20 protein-coding genes and 1 pseudogene are annotated in these 20,906 nt (G+C 40.4%); 4 read left to right on the top strand and 17 right to left on the bottom strand.

What is annotated here, in order from left to right; translation table 11 throughout:
* Positions 1-69: 69 nt before the first annotated feature.
* On the bottom strand, positions 70-1,107 hold the full coding sequence (locus NFS18_RS12815) for a helix-turn-helix domain-containing protein (RefSeq protein ID WP_251390721.1): 1,038 nt from the start codon (positions 1,105-1,107) through the stop codon (positions 70-72).
* Positions 1,108-1,322: 215 nt separating this feature from the next.
* Here NFS18_RS12815 and NFS18_RS12810 point away from each other — a divergent pair, with 215 nt between their 5' ends.
* Positions 1,323-2,612 (top strand): dihydroorotase, encoded by a 1,290-nt coding sequence (locus NFS18_RS12810; RefSeq protein ID WP_251390719.1) that lies wholly within the window; start codon positions 1,323-1,325, stop codon positions 2,610-2,612.
* Between the two features lie 131 nt (positions 2,613-2,743).
* Here the strand turns inward: NFS18_RS12810 and NFS18_RS12805 are convergent, their stop codons facing one another.
* The 8 genes from NFS18_RS12805 to NFS18_RS12770 all read right to left on the bottom strand — a co-directional run bounded on the left by NFS18_RS12805 (position 2,744) and on the right by NFS18_RS12770 (position 10,094).
* Positions 2,744-6,403, bottom strand: coding sequence for a chitobiase/beta-hexosaminidase C-terminal domain-containing protein (locus tag NFS18_RS12805; RefSeq protein WP_251390717.1), 3,660 nt, complete (start codon positions 6,401-6,403; stop codon positions 2,744-2,746).
* Positions 6,404-6,726: 323 nt separating this feature from the next.
* Positions 6,727-7,434 carry a hypothetical protein gene (locus NFS18_RS12800; RefSeq protein WP_251390715.1) on the bottom strand — a complete coding sequence of 236 codons (708 nt, stop codon included), beginning with the start codon at positions 7,432-7,434 and terminating at the stop codon, positions 6,727-6,729.
* Positions 7,394-8,209: an ImmA/IrrE family metallo-endopeptidase gene (locus tag NFS18_RS12795; RefSeq protein WP_251390713.1), complete on the bottom strand. Its 816-nt coding sequence runs from the start codon at positions 8,207-8,209 to the stop codon at positions 7,394-7,396. The genes NFS18_RS12800 and NFS18_RS12795 overlap by 41 nt, the downstream gene beginning before the upstream one ends.
* Positions 8,210-8,221: 12 nt before the next feature.
* Positions 8,222-8,590 (bottom strand): helix-turn-helix domain-containing protein, encoded by a 369-nt coding sequence (locus tag NFS18_RS12790; RefSeq protein ID WP_251390711.1) that lies wholly within the window; start codon positions 8,588-8,590, stop codon positions 8,222-8,224.
* 206 nt (positions 8,591-8,796) lie between these two features.
* A complete protein-coding gene (locus NFS18_RS12785; RefSeq protein ID WP_251390709.1) occupies positions 8,797-8,982 on the bottom strand; it encodes a hypothetical protein in 186 nt (61 codons plus the stop codon).
* Between the two features lie 199 nt (positions 8,983-9,181).
* Positions 9,182-9,337, bottom strand: coding sequence for a hypothetical protein (locus NFS18_RS12780; RefSeq protein ID WP_251390737.1), 156 nt, complete (start codon positions 9,335-9,337; stop codon positions 9,182-9,184).
* 1 nt (position 9,338) lies between these two features.
* A complete protein-coding gene (locus tag NFS18_RS12775; RefSeq protein WP_251390707.1) occupies positions 9,339-9,626 on the bottom strand; it encodes a hypothetical protein in 288 nt (95 codons plus the stop codon).
* Positions 9,627-9,641: 15 nt separating this feature from the next.
* The gene (locus tag NFS18_RS12770; protein WP_251390735.1) at positions 9,642-10,094 is read right to left on the bottom strand and encodes a hypothetical protein; all 453 of its coding nucleotides are present in this window, start codon (positions 10,092-10,094) and stop codon (positions 9,642-9,644) included.
* Between NFS18_RS12770 and NFS18_RS19755 the strand changes: the two are divergent.
* Positions 10,036-10,290, top strand: a pseudogene (locus NFS18_RS19755) (GNAT family N-acetyltransferase); the annotation flags it as partial. The gene NFS18_RS12770 and the pseudogene NFS18_RS19755 overlap by 59 nt on opposite strands.
* Before the next feature lie 62 nt (positions 10,291-10,352).
* Here NFS18_RS19755 and NFS18_RS12760 read toward each other — a convergent pair.
* The 4 genes from NFS18_RS12760 to nudC all read right to left on the bottom strand — a co-directional run bounded on the left by NFS18_RS12760 (position 10,353) and on the right by nudC (position 14,010).
* Entirely contained in the window at positions 10,353-11,207 is an 855-nt protein-coding gene (locus NFS18_RS12760; RefSeq protein WP_251390705.1) for a YitT family protein, read from the bottom strand.
* A 596-nt stretch (positions 11,208-11,803) separates the two neighbouring features.
* Positions 11,804-12,226 (bottom strand): bacteriohemerythrin, encoded by a 423-nt coding sequence (locus tag NFS18_RS12755; RefSeq protein ID WP_251390703.1) that lies wholly within the window; start codon positions 12,224-12,226, stop codon positions 11,804-11,806.
* A gap of 321 nt (positions 12,227-12,547) precedes the next feature.
* Positions 12,548-13,171, bottom strand: coding sequence for an alpha/beta fold hydrolase (locus NFS18_RS12750; protein ID WP_251390701.1), 624 nt, complete (start codon positions 13,169-13,171; stop codon positions 12,548-12,550).
* Positions 13,171-14,010, bottom strand: coding sequence for an NAD(+) diphosphatase (gene nudC, locus NFS18_RS12745; protein WP_251390699.1), 840 nt, complete (start codon positions 14,008-14,010; stop codon positions 13,171-13,173). Before nudC ends, NFS18_RS12750 begins: the two co-directional genes overlap by 1 nt.
* A gap of 77 nt (positions 14,011-14,087) precedes the next feature.
* On the opposite strand from nudC, the gene NFS18_RS12740 reads away from it, so the two are divergent.
* Positions 14,088-15,023, top strand: a complete 936-nt coding sequence (locus NFS18_RS12740) for a D-2-hydroxyacid dehydrogenase (protein WP_251390697.1) — start codon at positions 14,088-14,090, stop codon at positions 15,021-15,023.
* 123 nt (positions 15,024-15,146) lie between these two features.
* Here NFS18_RS12740 and NFS18_RS12735 read toward each other — a convergent pair whose 3' ends face one another.
* Both NFS18_RS12735 and NFS18_RS12730 read right to left on the bottom strand, forming a co-directional pair.
* Positions 15,147-15,620 (bottom strand): signal peptidase II, encoded by a 474-nt coding sequence (locus tag NFS18_RS12735; RefSeq protein ID WP_251390695.1) that lies wholly within the window; start codon positions 15,618-15,620, stop codon positions 15,147-15,149.
* 22 nt (positions 15,621-15,642) lie between these two features.
* Positions 15,643-16,227, bottom strand: a complete 585-nt coding sequence (locus tag NFS18_RS12730; protein ID WP_251390693.1) for a zinc ribbon domain-containing protein — start codon at positions 16,225-16,227, stop codon at positions 15,643-15,645.
* A gap of 153 nt (positions 16,228-16,380) precedes the next feature.
* Here NFS18_RS12730 and NFS18_RS12725 point away from each other — a divergent pair, with 153 nt between their 5' ends.
* Complete coding sequence (locus tag NFS18_RS12725) at positions 16,381-18,087, top strand: S8 family peptidase (RefSeq protein WP_251390691.1); 1,707 nt, start codon at positions 16,381-16,383, stop codon at positions 18,085-18,087.
* Positions 18,088-18,098: 11 nt separating this feature from the next.
* Here the strand turns inward: NFS18_RS12725 and NFS18_RS12720 are convergent, their stop codons facing one another.
* Together NFS18_RS12720 and clpX are read right to left on the bottom strand one after the other, a co-directional pair.
* Entirely contained in the window at positions 18,099-19,196 is a 1,098-nt protein-coding gene (locus NFS18_RS12720; RefSeq protein WP_251390689.1) for an aldo/keto reductase, read from the bottom strand.
* 50 nt (positions 19,197-19,246) lie between these two features.
* Positions 19,247-20,674, bottom strand: coding sequence for an ATP-dependent Clp protease ATP-binding subunit ClpX (gene clpX, locus NFS18_RS12715; protein ID WP_408631558.1), 1,428 nt, complete (start codon positions 20,672-20,674; stop codon positions 19,247-19,249).
* Positions 20,675-20,906 lie beyond the last annotated feature (232 nt).

The following is a 20,906-nucleotide window of genomic DNA, read 5'->3' as shown; positions in this document are numbered from 1 at the left end:
CCCATTTCGATAAAAAAACAGCAGTTGGTTACCATTTCCGACCTTTGGTTCCAACTACTGTCTTTGATACTATCTTAATTTTTGATTTCTATATTCCCCGGGTAACATCCCATAATATTTTTTAAACATTTTATTAAAATGTCCTTTATTGGAAAATCCCAGCTTCTGTATAACTGAATTGACGCTTTCCCCCTCATACAGTAATTCAACTGCCCGTTTCATTCTCATATTGTTCAGATTTTCACTATATGTATTACCTGTCTTTCTTAAGAGAAAACGACCTAAGTAATCCGCATTAAAATGAAAATATTCTCCCAATTGATTTTTTGTCACCGTGGTTAAATGCTGTTCCATATAGCACAGAATTTCTTTTGTCAAATTGTCCTCCGTCTCTTCATGGGACTGTTTAAAGCAATTCCATTCAGTATTGCTGCTTAATTCCTTGATCAGCCGAATAAGATATCCTTTTATTACCATATGATGCCCAGACTCTTTGAGCTTATCTTCTTCCATAATATTGAGCAGTACTGTTTGTATTTTTTTGTTATCTTTTATAGAGAACACAAAAAACTGATGATCGTACTGGCTCTTCTTTTTAGAATACAGTATTTCCAGCAATAGTTTGTTTATCCTTGAGTACAATTCGTTTTCAAAAAAATCTGTATTGATACCAATGAACAGAATCCGGTCTTCCCACCCCTGTAATTCCTCTCTATGTAAAGTTCCCGGCGGCAGCAGGCACACTTGTCCTTCTTCATGTTCATAGCAGCTTCCATTGACAAACTGTTTATACCTTCCTCTAAGTACAACTACTAATTCATAGTGATCATGCGCATGATATCCTGACGCATATATTGGAGCTGCCCCATCTGTTCCCATTTTACAAGGAACTGCCGGATTCAGAAAATAATCCCCTCTCATAGTACTTACCCAATTGCTGCCACGTTCTGTGCTCGGTAATTTCTGAAATGTACGGATATTTTTCAAGTATGACAGATGTGCAATATTATTTATTATGCTCTCCCTTTCTTCGTCTGCTGCCATCTTCAATTTCCACAAAGCTTCCCCAAATTCTAATGCATCAACAAAATATTCCTCAACTTCCATCTCTCGTTCCGCCTTCCACCCAATGCAAAACCACCTTTTGAATAATTTCAGAATAGCATAATCAGCTAAAAATCACAACCTTCTGTCTAGTCTTTGGTGTGTTTTCTATTCTCTTTCTTTTCTATCTATGCTATCTATGCTAAAATAAATACACACGATTCCGGTTACTAAATAATAAAACAAATCTATCAATACAATATCAGGAGGTTTTACTCATGCTTATCAAAAACGGAACACTTATTGACCCCAAAACAAAAACATCAAAAAAAACAGATATTTATATAGAAGAAGGAATCATTCAAAAGATTGCCCCCGAACTGTCCACTGCTGCCGAATACACCAATAAAACTGTTATCGATGCCGAAGGTCTGATTATTGCACCGGGACTGATTGACACTCATATTCATTTTCGCGACCCGGGCTTTACTTATAAAGAAGATCTGCATACTGGCTCACTTGCCGCCGCAAAAGGCGGCGTCACTTCTGTCATCTGTATGGCGAACACATCCCCAAGCGTAGATTCTGTTTCCGTATTAGAAGATATTTTAGCCCGCTCTAAAAAAGAGGATATCCGAATCTTTCAGGCAGCAGCAATTTCCCATTCTTTAAAAGGGGAAGAGATGACTGACATGCATGAATTAAAAGAAGCTGGTGCCTGTGGATTTACAGATGATGGTATCCCATTGAAAAATGCGGCTTTCTGTTTTGAAGCAATGCAGAAAGCGGCGGAGCTTGATATGCCAGTCAGTCTTCATGAAGAAGATCCTGCTTTTATCCAGAATAATGGCATCAATCACGGAGCTGTTTCAGAAAAATGCGGCATCTATGGCTCTCCTTCTATCGCAGAAGAATCCCTTGTTGCCCGTGATTGCATGCTCGCACTACGTTCCGGCGCTCATGTAGTAATTCAACACATCAGTTCCGGCGTCTCCGTTGATCTGGTACGAATGTTTAAGGCATGCGGAGCAAACCTACACGCCGAGGCAACACCACATCACTTCACATTGACAGAAGACGCAGTGCTTGAACATGGAACTCTGGCAAAAATGAATCCCCCTCTTCGTACCGAATCAGACCGCATGGCAATTATTAAAGGACTAAAAGACGGCACCATCGATTTGATCGCGACAGACCATGCACCGCATAGCATAGAAGAAAAAGCAAAATCACTGACTGAAGCTCCAAGTGGAATCATCGGGCTTGAAACGTCTCTTGCACTGGGTATTACCTCTCTTGTGCGCCCAGGGCACTTGACTATGATGGAACTTCTGGAAAAGATGACGATCAATCCGGCAGAACTTTATCATCTTCCTTGTGGCAAAATTATAGAAAATGCTCCGGCTGATCTGGTTATTTTCAATCCTGACGAGATATGGACACCTACAGAATATTTGTCCAAATCCTGCAATTCACCGTTTACCGGACAGAATCTTTATGGAAAAGTAAAATTCACTATCTGCCGCGGTAAGATTATTTATGCAGATACAGACATTTTAGAATATTGATATGCTAATAGAGCAGGAGACGGTTAACCACCGCCTCCTGCTTGATTAAATATAGACATCAACAGTTAAGTCTTTCCATTAATGCTTCAAACACAACCGCCATATTTTTAGTCTTTTAGTTCATTTTTAATTTAGCGGCGTTTCTTTATAACTACTGTAATTATAGCAGCCACACTTATTGCGATTAATACAATCCACGGAATAAATGATGCAGGATCTCCGGTTTTCGGCATAATAGATGAAAGCAGGTTCTGAGCTTTGGATTGAGTTCCGGTTCCATTAGCATCTGTTCCATTTGTTCCGGTTGCGTTCGTTCCATTATTATTGGTTCCGTTCGTTCCATTATTATTGGTTCCGTTCGCTCCATTGTTATTATTTCCGTTATTATCGGTTCCATTGCTATTATTTCCGTTATTATTGTTTCCGTTATTATCGGTCCCATCGTTATTATTGTTTCCGTTATTACCGGTTCCGTTGTTGTCTCCACCCCCGGTTCCATTGTTTGCGGCAACTTCTTTCCATGCAATTGCGATCGGAGATGTACTTTTCACCGTAAATTTAGCCCCTTCTTCCGTTTTTGTCACTGGCGGCTCTTCTGTATCGCCTGCTGTTACCCCAAGTCTTTCCGAGGATTCTGTAAACATATGGCTCACAACAAAGTCATGGGTTTTTGCCCCTGTTCCTTCTGGATACGGCAGTGTGATTGATACTCCGTTTTTCGGGAAATTATCTATAGTTGCCGGCTCCCATGTCTCCCCGTCAAGACTGATCTCCAGAGTAACATCGTAGTATGCTATATTGTCATAGGTGTAACCTTTCTGCGATGTCAGTATACGGCTTAACTGGACCATAATATTTTCCGGAGTATTAAATTCTGTGTCTTTCAGTCCTTCCGGTACCTCCGACTCCTCCGTAAATTCTACAATATCAAGCTTTGACTTCACTGAATCGCCCGATGCTTTTACAAATTGAGCGGCTGCCATTGCGCTGTCCTTCATTCCGTCCTTCACTGCAATCGCTTTCACTGTTGTCGTGGCATCAATAGTAAATGGTTTCTCATATCTCATACTTGATGTAGTAGGATTCTTCCCGTCTGTCGTATAGTAAATAACTGCATCAGTTGTTTCACAACTAATCTTCACTTCCTGAGAGCTGATAAACTGACCGCCGTCTGGTGTGATAACAGGAAGTTCAACAGTCGCCATCGGTGTTGCCTGTGTATCTGAAACTGGTTCACTTGCTTCATAAACAGCAGTTTCTGCAAACCGCACATATCCGGTATACTCTGTATTCGGTACACAGTTTTCTTTTATATTATTTGTTGTATATTCTTCGCCCGCGCTAAACTTGTACTCACCGTTTACAAGTATCGGAATAATTGCGGTATATGTCACTTTATCCTCGTTCAACGTATATTTCATCGTAAAACTTTTCGGAGGATCCTGGGGCAGTTTTTTGAAGATAATCTTTCCTGTACTTCCTATTTCACCAGTATCTACATTCTCTGTCCACTTCGTGCGTGCCTCAAATGTATGCTCGCTCTCCGGGATAATGCCGTCAAAGATATTATTATCCGTCCACGCTCCATCATCCATTCTGTATTCGTACTGTACGTCTTCTATCTTATCTTCAATTTCGACAGTATACACAAATGTATTGCCATCATTCAGACTTACTTTGTATACATCAACATCCTTAAACTGGGGAGCCGCCGGTCCTTTCGCCTGTATGATCTCTACACTTTCTTTCAGTGTCACTTTTCCTTCCGGCATCGTTAAGATATAATTGCCCGCCTTAGCTCCGGTAAGTGTCAGATTTTCAAAAGAAACATCTGCATAAGTACCAATATTCGGGCTGTCAACGATACCTTGCAGATCCGCCGTATCTACCTGAACATCTTGTTCATCGCCAGTCAAAATTCCTGACAGGTTTACCGTTGAAACAGATACTCTGTCTGTGCCGTCATATTCTCGTTTAAGAGGATCAGCCTCTGCTCCGGTCACTGTTAACGGTAAGGCTTGAATATCATATTCTATGTCTACCTTTCCACCATAATTACCCTTCCCAGTCACCGTTATAATCTTCTTTCCAGCGCTTGTCGAGTCCCCAGGATATACCAGATCGTAATTTGTTCCCTCTACCAGTGTTGTTCCTTCTATACTCACAGTAACGACAGGTTTATGTTCCGCTCCATCATATGTATAAGTGTCCTGATCTATTGCTACATCGTCCCGTCCAATCAATGCCGGAACGATGGTAAATGTTACAGTCTTTTTTTTGTCAACATCAAACTTGATGTTTCCGCCTACCACTCCCTGTACATTCACCGTTGCCGATCCCGGAATAATATTATTTTCATACATTACTATATAGTCTTCGCCCTTAGTCTGTACAACATTACCAACCTTTACTGTAATAGTCGGTTCGATTGATTTACCTGTATATGTCTGATTTGGAATATTCTGAATTGTAATAGCCGAATCTAAAATATCAATTGGATTCACTGTTACCTTCTTCGTTATAGGTTGATGTATTGGATGGTTATATGTTATCGTGTATTCCCCCGCATCTATGATACGCCCAGCTTCCCATGGTGTTCCATCAATTGTTTTCGTCCACCCAATTTGCGCATCAACGCTATCTGAATTGGTAATTGTTAATGCAAGTTCTTTCAAATCTATACCCTTATAAGGCAATGTATTAGTTGTAATGTCCGTTTCTTTTAAAACACTTTTCTTGGTAACTCCTTCAATACCTTGAAGATTTGATAGTGCCTCATCAGCTATAAGCGTACCCCCTACTATTACATCGCCTGGCTTTGTTTCTCCTTTTATTGTTCCACGCATATCAGTATATCCCAACAAACTACTAGGTTTTAATGTCAATGAACTGTTTTCCGGAATCACCATTGTCTGGTTTTCTGCTAATTTAAATGTGTCTCCAATCACTGCATTTCCGTACACCTTACACTGGTTTGTACCTTGATTCCATACAACACCATTGAAATTTTCTGCATTTTGCAAATTCCCCTTAGTAGTAACTACAACTTCTTCCCCATATTCTGAAGAAAGCTCACCCACAATTCCGGCTCCTGCACCTGTTCCCGGAGTGGCTGTGATATCTCCGCCGTTAAGCTGAATCTTGGCGCCTTTTCCTCCGATTCCAGGCGCTTTGTTTCCCCCTGTCGCTACAATGGTTCCGCTCTCAACGATAATCTCGCCTGCCTGCCCATCACTGGTGCTATATGCATCTCCGCCGATTCCGGCCCCATTGTCCTTGGAAGCAGCTATTAACTTACCTTCCTCTCCGGAAATAGTTAACTTAGCTCCCTCTGAAACATGAATCCCCGCTCTGTTTGTCGCACTAGTCAACTTATTATCTGACTTTCCCTCTAATGTCAGCTCCACCTCTGCACCCTTCGCAATATCAAATGCACACTCAGCTGTACCGTAGCTTGAAAAATCAATATCAACACCATCAAAAATAATCTTATGCTTACCACTTACTACTTTTATCCCATTTTCCTCAGACTTTCCTCTAATCGTATGCCCCTGACAATTGTCTTTACATCCGTTATCCCCATCATATGACAGCGTTATAGGACTCTTCGAAATATCCATATTATAAAACGTTCCTTCTCCTTCCGCCCCCACAGTCATCGGCGCCGTACATAACATCGCAAGTGTGCCTAATACTGTCGTCCATCTTTTCATGATTTTCATTCTCGTTTTTTTCATAGCAGTCCCTTCTTTTACAACTTTCGTCTCTATGTTATCTATATAACCTGCCATAGAGTTTCCTATTATATTTTATCGTCATTTTATATATATAGATTAAGTATATCACACGAATTAATTTATCGTAAAGACAATTTTCAAGTTAGTACTGCTGTTGTAACAATTCAGCATAGGAGTTTGCACTTGCTGCAAACTCCGTAAAAATGCATGATGGGAAAATAGAACCCGCCCTTTCACCGCAGGTGAACTTAAAATAGGGCGGATTCAGAGTTCATCGGTAGCTACGCCTAAGTGGACTTTCACCACAGAACACGGGCATGCCCGTCATACCAAAAAAAGCACCAGTTTCCTGATGCTTTAAAAACTATGTGTATTTACTAAAAAATAATATGAACCGATGTATCCTGAATTAGCTCTAAAAACAGATCATTATCAACCACTTCCGTTACTAAAATCACGGAATGATCATCCTGTACCTTACTGTAAGTAATCTTACGAATATCCTTCCTGTAATCTCCCAGATTTTCAATGCTTATTTTTCCATCACGGAAAAGCTGGCAAAGAATAGCATCATTGCTCTTATACGAAACCGGTACCGGTGTCCTTGAAGTAAACATTTCTCTTAAACTGGCCTCGGCTTTGCGCTGGAACTCATAAGTATCACTATCTTGTGAATATATAGTCAGCGCCTCTGTTTCCAGATAATACCAAGAAACCACTTCTGCCAAAATTGTGATAGAAACCTCTCCTGCATTCTTCTTTTTTATTCTGCCCGAAGATAACATTTGACCTGGTATCGGCCACTCGTCATAAAGCTTATTAATCCAGTCTTTATATGCATCCATATCAAGTACATCTGACTTTTCCACAAATCGACGCAAATAACTTTTAATTCTTCCAATCTGATATGTTGAAGCAAGAACAATCTGATAAAGATTACCTTCCTCATTATTTGTAAGATTCGAGTAATCTTCTTCTGCGATACTATGTATCGGATATCCAAGCTCGATCAGTTTTTGCAAATAATTTGCTCTGCCTTCAGCATCATTGATTTCCACCAGTACCCATTCTGGAATAAGAATCACCCTTCCTCGTAATCATTGAAATTTCTTTCATAATATTTTTCAAAAACGCTTCATTATCTTTATGGTAATTAAGTTCCGGATTCGTGGCTTTGCTTCTTCTTATCCGTTCCTGCAAGGACGATGCGTTGACTACATAAGATGGTTTTACCAGACTATCGTCCAAACCAAGGTTCTGAAATCTCTGTGGCATATCTTCAAATTCCAAGTCAAAAACTTCCTCTATTCTTTTCGCCAGTGTTTCATTTTCGCTCTGAATTGCATATTCATAAAGAGAAACCAACACAGCTTTATACGGAGCCTGAAATGCTGACATACAGAGAAATATTTTTGAAACAAAATCCATCTCAGGAAGTTCTATAAAATATCTGTCAATGCCCGCTAACAACATACTTGCTGCAAAGCATTCAGCCTTTCGTTCCTCCATCGTATTATCTCTTTCAATAAAATGATCAAATGACACTTTATCAAAAATAAGATGATAGATTTCATGCCATGCTGCAAAATATTGATTTGCACGTGGCAGTGCTGTATTAAGGACGGGAATTATTTTCCCGTTTTTTACAAAAATTGCTCCACTCCAAAATTTGTCTTCAATAGGCATCTGAATCAAACCAAATCCCTGTAAAATCAGCAAAGCAAGCTGCGGTCTTGATGCAACCTTCATAATTGCAGGATTCATCTGCAATTTCATTGTCTGCGCCAACACTTCATCTCTAATTTCATTATTCTTTTTTATAACTAAATGTATATTCGCAGCAGTTATTAATTCACTCATACATGCACATCCTTAATAATATATTTCACACAAATCAATAACATCAAGAAGCAGGTTATACTGTTTTTTCGCTGTTTCGCTCATTTCATGTTCCAAAGGGGCATTCTGTGAAAACACTGTTGCGGTAACCAGCTTAGCAGATACAGAATGGTAAAACAACAACTCTTCTACTGACATATTCAACACTTTCAAAATCTTCTGCAGATGACGATCAAATGTACTTTTGTTATCAACAGCACCATTTAACAATCTATCTAGGGTCGGACGTGATATATCCGCCTTACCGGCAAAGGACACTTTCGTGTAACCTTTATCTCTGATACACTCTTTTAACTTTGAAGCCACCAGACTTCTTTGTTCAAATAATTCATCAAACCTCATTATGATGACCTCCTTCTATTTTCTCACCATTATTATATGCCAAAATGAAGGATTTATCAATATGATTGTAAAATATTTTTTTACATTTTAACACTTTCTATATTGCCAATTCATCCTGCATCGTTCTTCCGTCTTCTTTGGCTTGATTATTCAATCTGTCCCTTACTGATATTGCACTTATCATACAAGTACCTCCAGATATGTTTTCATAACTTCTCCGCACTTAAGCAACTCCGCATAACGCAGCAATCTGTTGAGATTTCTATTGCATAATAATACACAGACAGTGTTGGCCAATCTGGCATAGTAGAAATCTTAGCTTTTCTCTGAATAGCCACATCTATAGAATCTGGTCTGTAGGTCGTCAGATTATAATAAGATGCTGCACTCATAAGACAAACTACACCTTGTGGAGCATATGCCGGAACCTAGTAGAAATCTGATTCTTCACCTTGATAGCTTGTATTCTCATAATATTTCCTATTTAGTTTTAGCAGTGTCCCATCCTCAACCAGCTGATTGATTTTGCAATGGGAAAAGCCTGTAACCATTTGGCTTAATCGTTCCAAACACATCCCTGATAATCTGTTCCTACCGGTCAATCAGTTCAAATGGCTTGCCTGCCCATGTTCCTTTTGTGTGACACAGGCACTCGATAAAGGAAACTGCATAGTCTGCCAGTTCCTGACTGTACACAGAATCCTCAGCCATGAACTTTGTTGGCTTATATTTTTTCAGCTTCCTCACACTACTCCTCTATTTCTACCATATGATCTGCGTATTCGCTCCAGTATTCGGCTGTTTGATATGCTTCCAGACATCCTTTCGGAACATGAATCTTGCATATCTCTGAAATTCCAGTAAAAGTACTCACATTTTCAAGTGTTGGTGGTATTGTAAGCATCATGTAATAATGTTCAATTGCACTGCATCCGCTAAACACACTTCCTTGAGAAGGTATCATCTCCTGCCACATCAGAAGTTTCCAGCGGACTACCATCTCCCCAATCGGGGCTGTCGGGAAATAGATAGTCATGAACAGGGGACTGTCTCAGGCATTTTCCTCAATCTGTATCATAATCTTCGTAATATAATCATTAGGATCAGAAATCACAAAATCATTGAGCCCGGCTTCATAAGCATACCCAGTGAGTCTTAAGCTATGCTTTTCGGTATAATCCAGCATTTTTTTATATATTACCGGTAATTTATCCCATGTTCCCTTTTGATAACCACATAAATACTTTCCCCCAGGTTTTATAATGCAGTCTGAAACCTGTTTATTGTTTAACGCGATGGTATAAAGTCCACCATATTCAGAAAAATTCATATTATATACATGATCAAGAGAAATGAAACTTCCTATTCCCATGCGTATTTGTTCTATTCCCCATGTTTCTTTTAGATGTGGAAATATCCGTGATATATCATCTTCTGCAAAATCATTGTATAGTTCCAAAGAAGGGCGGAATGTATCAAAGATCTTTAAAAGTGTAAATGGCATAGATAAGAAATTACTGAGTGATAATATCAAGACTTATCCGGCAGAACTTGCACTTTTTGCAGTAAGTTCTTCCTGTCAGGGTAAAGGTATCGGCAAAATGCTTTTTGAATCCGCACTTGAGCATATGAAAAATGTAAATTTAAAAGAATTTTATTTATTCACGGATACAAGCTGCAATTATGGATTCTACGAACATCAGGGAATGAAGTTTCCTGTATTGAAAATGCATTCCCTTATCTGTTATGACACAAAGAACTCTTACTCATCTTTGAATCCTTCTCCTACTACTTCGTTGGATTCCATCACAACTATAAATGCTTTTTTATCCACTTCTTTTATCATCTTCTTAATGATATACATCTGCTTGTTATTGCAGGCACACATGACAATTTCCTTATCCTGCTTGGTGTAACTTCCGTACCCGTGAAGAATCGTTGCGCCGCGCTCAATATATTGATCGATCACATCTACCACAGCCTGTCCATTCTCTGTGATAATAAATGTCATCTTGCCTGCGTCAATACCATACATGATCTTATCAATTACATAAGTCAGCAGATAGGTAATGATCAATCCGTAAATCGTTGCGTCCACATCTTTAAAGACAACTCCTCCAATAAGTACAATAATAAAGTCTAATACAAATACAATCTTGCCCAGAGAAATATGCGGTTTTTTCGTCTGAATTGCAACTGACACAAAGTCCATTCCTGCAGTTGAAGAGTTATTCATAAATATCAGCGCATATCCCAGCCCGGAAACAATTCCCGTACAGATAGCAGCCAGCATACGGTCTCCTGAATATGCCGGAAACAGCGGGGCTATATAATCTGTTAAAAATGATGTAATCAAAAGCGAACGCATGGAACGCAAAAAAAATTCTTTCCCCAATGTTTTATAACAGCCAAGTATAATCGGTATATTCAACAATATGCTTCCCAAACCAATCGGTATACCAACCAGCCGATAAAAAATCAACGCAATACCAGACACCCCTGCAAGCGGAAATCCTGAATTTGCCGCAAAGTTATATACACCGATACCAATCAGTACTCCGGCAATAATATCGATCATCAGGTCATATGCAAGTCGTTTCCAATTTATAGTCTTCATTCTCAATCCTTCTTTCCTTTCAAAATTTAACTAAAACCATTTTCACCGTATGCCCGGTAACATAAGAAAGAGCACTTACCAATTATATAAATATAATTCGCAAATGCTCTTTCCTTTATCCAGTTTATTTGATTTTCCTGCTTTTGTCAATGAAAATCCATAATTACCGCTTATAGCTGGTAACAGTTCATGTTACTTTTCACGGGGTGGGGAAAACCCTTTTTTGATTGAGTATTAGCTCTCTGTATGCTATAATTCGATTGTATAGTTGAAAAGAAAGTTGGATGCGATTTTTCGATGATGACCCTCTAGTCTTACGAAAGAGGGTGATGCCCTATGAGTATAATGGAAGTTTTGACATTATTACTTGTGTTGTTCGCGGCTCTGTCTTACATAGACAATCATAAAAAGAAATAAGCATCCCTACCCGTCCAAAAGTGAGGATGCTTAAATTCTTGTAATTTTTGCTTTTTACTGAGGGTATATCGGAACTTCGTGTCCGATTAACCTTTCTAAGTAGATTATACATCAGAGCCGCTTGATTTTCAAGCGGCTCTTTTAAATCTTCCCCCCGTGAAAAGTAACACAGTTCATTACTACAGCATTTCACTGTTTCCACGCATATTCTTGTACTCTGCAACAGAACGGTCAAAACCTTTGATGTGTCTGTACAGCCACTGAATCACATTTTCATTGACCTGTGCAACAAACGCATCTGTCGGTCCTTCTTCCTCTTCCAGCATCTCATGCAGCTCTTCTACGACCTTAATCAGTTTCTTGTGTTCTTCCTTGTGTTCCTTGATTCCCGGATAGTCAATCTCTTCCTGCAGCTTTTCCTCCTCGCCAAAATGAAAATCTGTATAGTCCGCCAGATATTCCAATGTCTTTACTGCCGCAATTTTATCCTTGCCCAGTTCACAACTCTCCAAAAGTCCGTTGATCTTATCAATCAGTTCCTTATGCTGGGAATCAATCATCTCATTACCTGTTACTAAAGAATCATCAAATTCTGCTCTCATTGTCTATACCTCCTGCCATTATATTAGCATGTTCACTGTATGTTAAAACCACTTCTTATTTTACCCTATCTCATACTAATTTACAACAATTTACTGCTTCTTTTATTTTGCTATCGTAACAGTTCAGCCTTTCGGCTGCACTGTTACTCAAAACAGTCCGCCGGACTGTTTTATCGCATGCTTGGCAACTAATCCGCCCTATTTTAAGTTCACCTGTGGTGAAAGGGCGGATTCTATTTTCCCATCACGCATTTTTACGGAGTTTACAGCAAGTGCAAACTCCTATGCTGAATTGTTACTTGCTATCATACATTCTGTTACTTATAGTCCCGAATAAAACCTATTAATAATCTTTGCAAGCTCAACTGGATTTTCTTTATTTATCTCATGCCCCGCATGAGGAACAATTTTGAATTCTGCATTACTTATCTGTTGTTCCAACTCTATGGAAGCAGACTTATTTACCTTATCCTTTTCACCGCATAATATTAAAACCTTGCAGTTTATTTTTGGTAAATCCTTTTTAAAATTTAAATCCATCATAGATTTCGTCAAACTGATAAAATCCTTTTTCCCAAATCCCATCTTCCAAAAGGTCTTATCCGGCATTAGATAAAATATCATATTTTGAAATCTCAACATTCGTTTCGGCATGGTATACTGTGTTCCCATCAGTACCAGCGAAGCAACTTTCTCTGGATGTTCCAAGGTATAATGCAATGCAAGGATTCCTCCCAGTGAAAGTCCGCTTAAATGTATAGGTTCTTTCTGCTGTTCACAATAAGTTTCCATTGCATGATACAAATTAAAATAGCTGGCTTTTTTTCCTGAAAGCCACTCAGACAAATTGGGACACAAAATATCCATCTCATTATCCAATCCCTCAATCATATCGCTCCAGTCTGAATGTACTTGTCCAAGACCATGTAAAAATATGTATTTCATTAAACTGACCCCTCTCGCTTAAACTTCATCATCATTTCATTTGTCAGACTTTCATGTGAAGCTACTTCCGGAATATCGCGCCTGTCAAACCACTCTGCCAACGCCAGTTCTTCCTGATCCAACGTAATTTTATCCCCGCCATCCAGCTCACAGTAAAATCCCATAAGCAGTGTATCACTGAACGACCATGGCTGGCTCTTATAATAACGGATATTCTTTACTTTCAAACCGACTTCTTCCATCACTTCCCGTCTCACTGTTTCCTCCACAGTCTCCCCGATTTCCACAAACCCCGCAAGCAGTGCATATTTCTTATAGACTCTTCCGGCGTACTTGGACATCAAAATTCTGTCTCCATCTGTCACCGCAATAATCACCGCCGGACAAATCTTCGGATATTCCATGCTGCCGCACTTTTCGCAATACAGCATTCTCTCTTTTTTGTCCATTCTGGTTCTTGAGCCACATTTTCCACAAAAACGCCGGCTCTGATACCAGCGATATAACTGGTATCCAGTGATCCCTGCAAATGCCCGGTATCTTGGCGCTTCATGCCGGAAAATCTCTGTATTTTCCATATTATAATTTGACAACAGCTCCGGATTTAAATCTGTTATCAAATAATATTTTTGATGGTCAATTGAAAATAAATATGTATACTCTTCATATATTTCCGGTTTGATTTTTTCCATCTCTGCAAATGTCGGAAATCGTATCTCATCCTGACTTAAATCTGCCAGACATTTCCCCTCCTCATAGTATAGGGCAACACTTTTCCGATCCGGCGCTTCCGGTTTATACGCATTATCATATTGATGCGGCGCAATATCTTGTATCATGATCTCACCTCATTCTTCTTGTCTCATTCATAAGGATACTATATAATAAAATTATTGTAAAGCAAGGAGGAACCTTTATGAAACTTGTATTTCTGGACAGAAAATCCATTGGAGAAGATATTGACTTTTCTCCATTTCACGCACTCGGTGATGTTGACATCTATTCTTTTACCACCCCTGAGGAGGTACCGGAACGAATCAAAGATGCCGATGTTATTGTTGTTAACAAAATCCCCATCAATGAGCAGACTATCGGAAGCGCAGAACGCTTAAAGCTGGTCTGTGTCACTGCAACCGGAACTAACAATCTGGACAAAGATTATCTGGAAAAACGTGGAATCGCATGGCGCAATGTAGCCGGATATTCTACAGAATCCGTTGCACAGCACACTTTCGCCATGCTCTTTTATCTGCTGGAACACTTACGTTATTATGATGATTATGTAAAAAACAAGCATTATCTGAATGATACCTTATTCACACACTTTGATAAAAAATTCCGTCAGATCAGCAAAATGACATGGGGCATTATCGGGCTTGGCGCTATCGGCCGCCGTGTTGCTGACATCGCCTCCTTCTTCGGAGCAGATGTCATCTACTATTCCGCTTCCGGCGCAAGTCCGCAGGAAGGATATCATCAGGTCGATTTGCACACCCTGCTTACTACTTCTGATATCATTTCCATCCATGCGCCCCTCAATGAGCACACGGAAGGATTAATTAATGAAGAAACACTAAGCCAAATGCAACCTCATACAATCCTGTTAAATCTGGGCCGCGGACCGATCATTAATGAAGCTGCGCTGGCTTCCGCACTAAAAGAACACAAAATTGCCGCTGCCGGGCTTGACGTACTGGCAAAAGAACCGATGTCAAATTCCTGCCCGCTTTCAGAACTACTAGATTATGAAAATCTTCTTATCACGCCGCACATTGCATGGGCAAGTATTGAAGCAAGAACACGATTAATGAAAATTATCGAAGAACAGATAAAAGAGTTTTTTGGGAGATGAACTCTTCCGGTATAAAAATAAATATGTCAAAGAAAATCGGACAAAGACAGTGGATATATACTATAATCCCCGAACTGTGCCGGAACATGGTTCGGGGATTTCATTCTTTGTTCACATGAAATTTTATTTCTTTTTTCGCCTAAATATGGATGCCAGCAGCACCATCATGCCTCCTGCTCCGATCAGAAAATCTGCAAGGTTAAATGTCATCGCCGTCACTTTTTTCCATTTTGTCTGGAAACCGACATAATCAATCACATATCCCCGGAACCACCGGTCGAAAGTATTGCTCCATGCGCCTGCAGTCATAAGGGACAGCCCCCACTTTTTCAGGTAATGCTTTTTCTGAAGCAATGTTATCAACTGCCAGATTGTCAAAATCACAGTTGCATACGCAGAACCGTATTTGACAGCCTCTCTCTTCTCCTCCAACAGGTTAAAGCTAAAACCTTTGTTATAGACCTTTCTGAGAATCACCTTACCCCCGCAGGCGGTACGCTCTTCCTTGCGGGTCATATAACCTTCAATGGTAGACTTCAGCGCAATATCTGCCAGCGCCAGACAAACTGTAAGACATATTAAAACCAGAATTCCCATATTATTCCTCGATTCCCGTTATCTAGTTATCCTCACCCTCTGCTTTTTCTTTCAGCTTATCGGCTGCTTCTTCTACTTTCTGAGCAGCTTTTTCCGCCATGTCACCGGCTTTATCTGCTGCCTTCTCTGCTGCTTCGCCGACTTTCTCTGCCGCATCAGCTGCTTTTTCTGCCAGATTCTCGGCTGCTTCAGCCGCTTTCTCTTTCAGCTCCTCAGCATATTCTGCTGCCTTCTCTTTAAACTCATCCGGTGTCTTCACACCGCAATATGGACAATATGACATTCCCTTTGCAACCTTTTTGCCGCAGGATCCACATTCAAAATCGCCCTTTACATCAGCAATCTGCTTTTCATATTCTCCAATGCTTTCTTCTCTGCTCTGGATTGCCTCGCACAGTCCGGTCACTTCCGTACTCATGGTTTCTCCCTGCTGGAACTGCTCATAAACCATACGTCCGAGGTCGATAAAATCGCTTTCATTCCCTCTTTCCAATGCACGAATCTGATTCTTCAGCTTCTGTATCTCCATTACTTCTCCGGCTTTATTTGTTACAGTTTCGGCAGTCTCTCCAAATTTTTTACCTAAATCTTCCCAAAAAGTTCCCATAGTATATTTCTCCCTTCATGATAAATTCTATTGTTATTTTATCACATTCTTTTCCCACTTCAAAGAATTTCTTCCATGTTTATGTTTATTTAATAGATTGTGCTTTTTCCTTTATAGCATACATATACTGAAAGAAAAAAGGCAGAATATTTTATGATTGATCCTGTACTTTGCAAAGAACGAATCCTTTCCGAGGATTATTTTGATTTTATAGTAAATGATATCCGTACACCGTTTTTGTCCGGTCTCCCTCTTGAAAATGTCTGTGAGCAGCAGGCTGGTTTTGACTATCGCTGTGTCTATCTGTCCCGCTTGCAAACAGAACCCATTACCCTGGAAAAATTCAACTATAATTCTATACCCAACTGCTATGCTCCCACCAGTATGGACACTATGAATCAGACGGGGATTCTTCCTTTACAGACATACCCTACACTCCAACTGACCGGAAAAGGTGTCTTAATCGGATTTCTGGACAGCGGCATTGACTATCAAAATCCCATTTTCCGGAATCTGGATGGAAGCACCCGGATTGCCGCTATATGGGATCAGACTATTCAAAGCGGAACACCTCCGGAACATTTTGCCTATGGAAGTGAATATACAAGAGAAATGATCGATGAAGCTCTGAGCCTTGACGATCCATTGGAACTGGTTCCTTCTTCAGATACCGATGGACACGGTACTTTTACCGCAAGCCTTGCAGCCGGAAGCGGCAATCCATCTGAAGCATTTCTGGGCGCCGCACCAGATTCCGTCATTGCTGTTGTGAAATTAAAACAGGCAAAAAAGTATCTTCGCGACTTTTACTTTATCCCGGAAACTGCTGTCTGCTATCAGGAAAATGACATTCTTCTCGGTCTGCATTACCTGACTCTTCTGGCAGAAAAGCTGAATCTCCCGCTTGTATTCTGTATCAGCGTAGGAACGAATGCCGGCGGTCACGTTGGAGCTCTTCCACTCCCTCAAGTATTAAATTCCTACGGTTCATCCGCAAACCGGATTCCCGTTGTGGGTACTGGCAATGAATCTGATAAGCGGCATCATTATTATAACGAAATTCCAGATGACCATACAACACAGACTGTTGAAATCCGTGTAGGGGAAAATGTTTCTGGATTTACAATGGAATTGTGGACTTGTATTCCTAATATCGTATCTATCTCATTGACCTCCCCCTCTGGTGAAAACACTACGAAGATTCCAATCCGGGCAAACGCCAGCACAACTTTTGATTTTCTCTTTGACAGGACACAGGTTGTCATTGATTATCGGCTGATTGTAGAAAAGGAACACTCAGAACTGATTTTCTTTCGCTTTAACGCACCTTCCCCCGGCATCTGGAAAGTCAATGTAGAGCCAGTCCGCATCATAGACGGAAGGTATCATATCTGGCTTCCGGTCACAGAATTTATAGACGGTGAGGTCTTTTTCCTGACTCCAGATCCTTACTATACATTCACTAATCCCGGAGACGCTTTAAGCGCCATTACCGTTTCCTACTATGACGGTAATACCAACGCTATAGCGCTTGCCTCCGGAAGGGGAAATGGACGCAGCGGACAGATTGAACCTACTATTACTGCTCCCGGAATCAATGTCAAAGGAGCTCTTCCGAACGGGCGCTATGCTGTCCGCTCTGGCGGCAGTATTTCCGCCGCAGTGACTTCCGGCGCAGTTGCCCTGCTGCTGGAATGGATTATCTATCAGCTTGGCAATCCATCCATTGATTCTTTCCAGATCAAAAGCATTCTCATCCTCGGAGCTGTCCGGTCTCCGGAGATGAATTTCCCTAACAGAGAATGGGGATATGGGCAGCTAAATGTGTATAATACCCTCGAAGAAATCAGGCAGCTTTAACTATTTATTTTTTAGTTTTCAAACTTGTATGCAGCAGCACTGAGAAGATCTCTGATCTTCAAGTGCTGCGGGCATGCTTCTTCACATTTGCCGCACTTGATACAATCAGATGCCTTACTCTCTTTCGTTGCCTCATGATATCTTTCCACACTCCAGTTCTGATAAATCTTCTGGTTATTCATACATTTGAAAACCGACGGAATCTGAATTGCTTTCGGACATCCCGCCACACAATATTCACACCCCGTACATGGAATCAGATTCAGGGATTTGAAGATTCCCTGCACTTTCTGGATTGCCCCCATTTCTTTCTCTGTCAACGGCTGAAACCCTTTCATAAAGCTGATGTTATCATTCATCTGCTCCATATTGCTCATACCGGACAATACCATAAACATTCCTTCAAATCCTGCTGCATAGCGAATTGCATAGCTTGCCGGGCTTCCGCTTCCATCTTCTTCCAATATATCCAGCGCCTCCTGACGAAAATTGACCAGACTGCCGCCCCGGACAGGCTCCATAACAATAATCGGTTTCTTATATTTACGGCAGATTTCATAACATTTCCGTGCCTCTACCACCGGATCTTCATAATCCACATAGTTGAACTGAATCTGTACCACTTCAATCTGCGGGTATTCTTTCAATATCTGCTCCAGTACCGCTGCTTTATCATGAAAAGAAATTCCCATATGGCGGATTTTTCCTTCTTTTTTCAATTCCAGGGCAGTTTCATATGCCCGGCACTTTTTATAGTTCTCAAATCGCTTTGCACTCTGTGCATGCATGAGATAAAAATCAAAATAGTCCACTCCGCATGCTTGTAACTGACTTTCAAAAAACGGACGGATATCTTCCTGACTCTTAAAAAACGGCGTGCTTAACTTATTAGTCAATATGTAAGACTCCCTTGGATGCCTGCTGGTCAGACATTCTTTCAGCGCCAGTTCACTTTTCCCTTCCAAATAACCATGCGCTGTATCAAAATAATTAAAACCAGCCTCCAGAAATGTATCAACCATCGCTGAAAACTCTTTTGTATCTACATTCTCTCCGTTCATCGGAAGTCTCATACAGCCAAAACCAAAGTTCTTCTTTACTCGTTCCATTCTATTGTCCTCCTGTTACTTATTCAGACAAACCTCTGTTTTATTTCCTTTTATGACAGCAACGGCACACCCTGTCCCCTCAGTTCGATTACAGGACCCCCGGTGCCTTCAATGTACTCCCTGGTAATCGTCACCTGCCCGATACTATCATCTTTTGGAATCTCATACATAATATCCAGCATAAACTCTTCAATAATCGCACGAAGTGCTCTTGCTCCCGTATCCTTCTTCATGGCCTTCTCAGCAATCGCCTCCAGGGCACCCTCATCGAATTTCAGACACACTTCATCTAATGCCAGCAGCTTTTGATACTGTTTTAAAATTGCGTTTTTAGGCTCTTTTAATATCTGAACCAGACTATCCTTATTCAGCCCTTTTAAGGTAAAGATAATCGGCAGTCTGCCAATAAACTCAGGAATCATTCCGAAGTTCCGCAAATCTTCTATTGTTACTTTACTCAAGATATTTTTCTCATTGTCATACTTATCTTTCAATTCTGCATTAAAACCCATAGATGCCTTATTCGTCAGACGTTCTTTGATAATACCTTCCAAATCTGGAAATGCTCCGCCGCAGATAAACAAAATATTCTTTGTATTTACAGTTGTCAATGGAACCATCGCATTTTTACTGTTAGCTCCAACCGGAACCTCTACTTCACTTCCTTCCAGAAGTTTCAGCATTCCCTGCTGCACCGATTCTCCGCTGACATCACGCTGGCTGGAATTTTTCTTCTTGGCAATCTTATCTATCTCATCAATAAAGATAATTCCCTTCTCTGCACGCTCCACATCATTATCCGCAGCAGCAAGCAGCTTAGAAACAACACTTTCAATATCATCGCCTATGTATCCTGCCTCTGTCAGAGAGGTTGCATCCGTAATCGCCAACGGTACATCCAGCAGCTTCGCCAGTGTCTTAACCAGATAAGTCTTACCGCTTCCTGTAGGTCCGATCATCAGCATATTGGACTTTTCAATCTCAATGTCATCCATTGTATTTGACAGCACACGCTTGTAATGATTGTAAACTGCAACAGACATTGCTTTTTTTGCATATTCCTGTCCGACTACATATTCATCCAAACGTGCCTTAATTTTGTGCGGCGCCGGAATATCTTTGATATCCAGCTTTTTCACTGGTTTTTCCGATGCCTGTTTTTTCTTTTTAATTTTCTGCCTCTTCGGAACACTGTTTTCCAAATCTGACAGATTCAAAAACTGTACCCCCGGCATGTTCATCATCTTACTAAAGTCAATCGGCATATTATTCATTGCGTCAAAACTTCTCTGCAGACAATCTTTGCATATCGTAATATTACTTGGCATCTCTACCATCTTTCCCGCAGCACTCTCCGGGCGGTGGCAGATAATACACACTTTCTCATATTCATCGTCATCAGAAGATTCCTGCTCCTTTTCTTCCTGCACTGCAACCTCTGCTTTCTCTTCTGAAATATTATTATCTTCAGCTTTCATTTCAGATGTGATTTCTTCTGTACTATCCACATTCACTTCTTTAAAATCTATTGTTTTCCCCTCAGAAGTATCCTGCTCCTTTTCTTCCTCATCAACTATAATAAAATCATTATCTGACATAACTATTCCTCCACAATTCATTCTTACGATATTCTTTCATGTCCAGAGACAGTAACTACTTATAATACCTGATCTATTTACATAACATGTAAGAAATCTCCCCATATATTTT

Source organism: Mediterraneibacter agrestimuris (genome assembly GCF_943193195.1).
GTDB lineage: Bacteria > Bacillota > Clostridia > Lachnospirales > Lachnospiraceae > Schaedlerella > Schaedlerella agrestimuris.
This window is presented reverse-complemented; position numbering and strand designations above follow the sequence as displayed.

Bases quoted from the DNA above. Each gene is read 5' to 3' on its own strand.
- NFS18_RS12740 (WP_251390697.1), top strand. From the start codon at position 14,088: ATGAAACTTGTATTTCTGGACAGAAAATCCATTGGAGAAGATATTGAC.
- NFS18_RS12795 (WP_251390713.1), bottom strand. From the start codon at position 8,209: ATGAGTGAATTAATAACTGCTGCGAATATACATTTAGTTATAAAAAAG.
- NFS18_RS12810 (WP_251390719.1), top strand. From the start codon at position 1,323: ATGCTTATCAAAAACGGAACACTTATTGACCCCAAAACAAAAACATCA.
- NFS18_RS12790 (WP_251390711.1), bottom strand. From the start codon at position 8,590: ATGAGGTTTGATGAATTATTTGAACAAAGAAGTCTGGTGGCTTCAAAG.
- NFS18_RS12760 (WP_251390705.1), bottom strand. From the start codon at position 11,207: ATGAAGACTATAAATTGGAAACGACTTGCATATGACCTGATGATCGAT.
- NFS18_RS12735 (WP_251390695.1), bottom strand. From the start codon at position 15,620: ATGGGAATTCTGGTTTTAATATGTCTTACAGTTTGTCTGGCGCTGGCA.
- NFS18_RS12805 (WP_251390717.1), bottom strand. From the start codon at position 6,403: ATGGCAGGTTATATAGATAACATAGAGACGAAAGTTGTAAAAGAAGGG.
- NFS18_RS12785 (WP_251390709.1), bottom strand. From the start codon at position 8,982: ATGAGTGCAGCATCTTATTATAATCTGACGACCTACAGACCAGATTCT.
- NFS18_RS12755 (WP_251390703.1), bottom strand. From the start codon at position 12,226: ATGAGAGCAGAATTTGATGATTCTTTAGTAACAGGTAATGAGATGATT.
- nudC (WP_251390699.1), bottom strand. From the start codon at position 14,010: ATGATACAAGATATTGCGCCGCATCAATATGATAATGCGTATAAACCG.
- NFS18_RS12725 (WP_251390691.1), top strand. From the start codon at position 16,381: ATGATTGATCCTGTACTTTGCAAAGAACGAATCCTTTCCGAGGATTAT.
- NFS18_RS12770 (WP_251390735.1), bottom strand. From the start codon at position 10,094: ATGCCATTTACACTTTTAAAGATCTTTGATACATTCCGCCCTTCTTTG.
- NFS18_RS12720 (WP_251390689.1), bottom strand. From the start codon at position 19,196: ATGGAACGAGTAAAGAAGAACTTTGGTTTTGGCTGTATGAGACTTCCG.
- clpX (WP_408631558.1), bottom strand. From the start codon at position 20,674: ATGAAAGCTGAAGATAATAATATTTCAGAAGAGAAAGCAGAGGTTGCA.
- NFS18_RS12750 (WP_251390701.1), bottom strand. From the start codon at position 13,171: ATGAAATACATATTTTTACATGGTCTTGGACAAGTACATTCAGACTGG.
- NFS18_RS12775 (WP_251390707.1), bottom strand. From the start codon at position 9,626: ATGACTATCTATTTCCCGACAGCCCCGATTGGGGAGATGGTAGTCCGC.
- NFS18_RS12730 (WP_251390693.1), bottom strand. From the start codon at position 16,227: ATGGGAACTTTTTGGGAAGATTTAGGTAAAAAATTTGGAGAGACTGCC.
- NFS18_RS12815 (WP_251390721.1), bottom strand. From the start codon at position 1,107: ATGGAAGTTGAGGAATATTTTGTTGATGCATTAGAATTTGGGGAAGCT.